The sequence below is a fragment of the Microcoleus sp. genome (assembly GCF_049646505.1).
Taxonomy (GTDB): domain Bacteria; phylum Cyanobacteriota; class Cyanobacteriia; order Cyanobacteriales; family Microcoleaceae; genus Microcoleus.
In genome coordinates this window covers 1-2,887 of sequence record NZ_JBARVX010000039.1, presented here as the reverse complement: position 1 = coordinate 2,887, position 2,887 = coordinate 1, and the positions used below count along the sequence as shown (strand labels likewise).

The 2,887-nt window shown below is 38.8% G+C and carries 3 protein-coding genes and 1 rRNA gene; 3 read left to right on the top strand and 1 reads right to left on the bottom strand.

What is annotated here, in order from left to right; translation table 11 throughout:
* Positions 1-317 precede the first annotated feature (317 nt).
* The 3 genes from vapB to WBA89_RS02400 all read left to right on the top strand — a co-directional run bounded on the left by vapB (position 318) and on the right by WBA89_RS02400 (position 2,602).
* Positions 318-521 carry a type II toxin-antitoxin system VapB family antitoxin gene (vapB, locus tag WBA89_RS02410; protein ID WP_424403742.1) on the top strand — a complete coding sequence of 68 codons (204 nt, stop codon included), beginning with the start codon at positions 318-320 and terminating at the stop codon, positions 519-521.
* A gap of 171 nt (positions 522-692) precedes the next feature.
* Positions 693-1,826, top strand: a complete 1,134-nt coding sequence (locus tag WBA89_RS02405; RefSeq protein WP_424403740.1) for an AAA family ATPase — start codon at positions 693-695, stop codon at positions 1,824-1,826.
* Between the two features lie 2 nt (positions 1,827-1,828).
* Positions 1,829-2,602 carry a DUF3226 domain-containing protein gene (locus WBA89_RS02400; RefSeq protein ID WP_424403738.1) on the top strand — a complete coding sequence of 258 codons (774 nt, stop codon included), beginning with the start codon at positions 1,829-1,831 and terminating at the stop codon, positions 2,600-2,602.
* A 60-nt stretch (positions 2,603-2,662) separates the two neighbouring features.
* On the opposite strand, the gene rrf is transcribed toward WBA89_RS02400, so the two are convergent.
* Positions 2,663-2,779 (bottom strand): 5S ribosomal RNA (gene rrf / locus WBA89_RS02395).
* Positions 2,780-2,887 lie beyond the last annotated feature (108 nt).

Genomic DNA, 2,887 nt, shown 5'->3' with positions numbered 1-2,887 from the left:
GTCTAAAACTATCCAAGGTGGCAATATTGCTTTCATGTTTTTGTCAGTTGTTATATTAAGTTGCGGGGGCAAAATCACCCGGCGGTTGAAACCGCGTCTACACAAACGAAGTCCGCGCAACGCGAGACTAAGAGATGCAAGGATTTGGGATGATATCTATTAGGAAGAATAGTCGATCGGGCAATTTTCGGCAAGTTGCAGAATGATGATGGTGTGAGTGCGATTTTGGGCGATCGCACTACATAATGGGCTATTCTGTTGCTGACATTGGGTTTTGGTGGTTTAATGGAGTAGATGGGCGATCGCGAGCATAAACCATGATACAGCCAGCCATTTTAGAAAAATTAGCAGAACTCCCTGAGTCACTTCAGACAGAAGTGCTTCATTATATTGAGTTTTTGATTGAAAAGCAGGCTAAAAACTCAACTCAAGAAAAGCCAACCACGCGAGGCGGACTTGGAATTTGGAAAGATAAAATCTGGATGTCTGATGATTTTGATGAACCTCTCGAAGAAAAGTAATCACCGTCTATAATAGTGAAATATTGTGATGGCGAGCTCAAGCGAATAAATCGCGATCGCTTTGATAGAGTATACTTGTGGTGGCTATCCTATTGACAACGTTGAGTCTTAGTGATTTGATAGAAGCAATCTCAACTCTCATAAAAAATCAGGCTCTTGAAGCCATTTCCTATGTCTCAGGTCTTTGACCGTTTACAAATCAGTGGCTATCGTGCTCTTAAATCAGTAAATCTGTCTCAACTGGGACAGGTAAATATTTTTGTGGGCGATAACAATGCAGGAAAAACTAGCATTCTCGAAGCTATTTCCATTCTATGCAATCCACTCGATCCCTTTCAGTGGCTTGAGGTTTCACAACGTAGATTGTATCTCGGTCGATCGCAATTAATGAGACTTCGACCAAACATTGAGGCATTAAAATGGATTTTTAATCAAAAAATAGGTGCTTCTAACGACGAACTTTATCAAACAGAATTTCAGATAGAAGCAAATGGGACTGCACCTATACATGAATTGAGGGCAAAGCTTGGAGAAATTTATGGTAGTGGAGTCGAAAAAAACAATCAAAAAAACTTTGAAGAAGATACATCTCCTCCTGAGCTTGAATCAGTTAGAGTAGGTTTAGAATTAGAAATAGCAGTCAATCTAGCTTCAGCACAACTTGATTTATTTTCGTCTGAAACAGAAACTGAAATATTTCAGTTTTGGGAAAACGAGCGATTTGTTCAGCGCCGACGTAATAAACCAATGGTTAAAAATGCAACTATATTTCCTTCCTATTCTTCATCTGAACCTATTCTAGAGCGACTGTCACAAATCATTTTACAAAAAGAAAATGGTAAAAATGAAGTATTAGAATTAATTCGTTCTTTTGACGATAATATTCTTGACATTCAAATACTTTCCACACCAACCGCTACAGCCACTCTTTACATAAAACATAAAAAACTTGGCCTAGCTCCTCTATATGTATTTGGCGATGGATTTAAGCGAGCTTTAGTTATTGCTCTCACTTTGTTGACTACAGCTAATGGTGTACTGCTAGTTGATGAAATTGAGACATCTATCCATGTTTCAGCTCTTGGTAGTGTATTTTCTTGGCTGATTGAAACCTGTCGTCGCCGAGAAATACAGCTTTTTGTGACAACCCACAGTCTCGAAGCTATCGATGCAATGCTACAGCCTGAAATTGCTACAGATAATGTTGTAGCTTTTCGACTAAACAATAATGGACAAGCACCTCAGAGATTTTCTGGTAATTTGTTACATAGATTGCGTGCAGAGCGTGGACTGGATGTGAGGTGATTATGGTTAGGTATTGTTACATCGTTGCAGAGGGCCCTCAAGATATTGAATTTTTGATTTGCTTTCTCAAATCTTACGGTTTAAAGCGAGTTACTTTTTTATCTAAGCTTGATTCATTTTGGGAACCTCTTGTACCTAAAACATTTCCGATAAATGATGATTTGATGAAGCGTGTGCCTGTTCCAGTATTTTTACAAAATAGTGAGCTATCCGTTGCTTTACATAGTGCTATTGGAATCACACGGTTATCAAATACTATCGAGGAAAGTCTTGCTATAATTCCAGTTTCAGAAATTTTTGGTCTTGGTATTTTTTTAGATGCTGATGATATCGAAACACCTCAAGAAAGATTCGACAAACTCAAAGCTGAGTTGTTTCCACTGGGTTTGTCTTTACCTTCGACACTGGGGGAAGTGATGAAAGTGAAGGGTTCTCCTAACTGTGGAATTTTTATCGCTCCCAATAACAATGACTCAGGAACTTTAGAAGATATTTTGCTGCAATGTGCAAATTTAAATTATCCAAATCTACTATATTTGTCTACCAACTATGTTTCTAGCATTGATACTAATCAATTAACCAGCAATGACTTGAAGGACTTAAATAAACCAGCAGGTAAAAATAAGGCATTAATTTCAGTCATCAGTAGCATACTAAGACCGGGCAAGACTCTGCAAGTTTCAATACAGGATAATCGATGGATAGATGAGAAAACAATGGCATTGGATAGCCTGAAGCTTGTCAAAAAGTTTCTTGATGAAGTTATTTTGCCCTAAGCCCCAAAAAACTAAAGCCCTTTTCCGTTGTTGCGGGAAAAGAGCTTTAATTTATTATTAACCTGGCACCGAGCTATTTTACCGGGCAGTGACCCGCCGAGTATCTTCGCCATAGCAACGTTTAACAACCGAGTTCGGGATGGATCGGAGTGGTTCCATTACATCATAAGCACCAGGAAAGCTTTGAAAACTTTAAATCCTGTGTCTGCGTTAAGCTTGATGCGCTGCATCTCTTTCGCTCGACTTAATTACATTACCAAACTCTCCCCAGTTTGTCAACCCCTT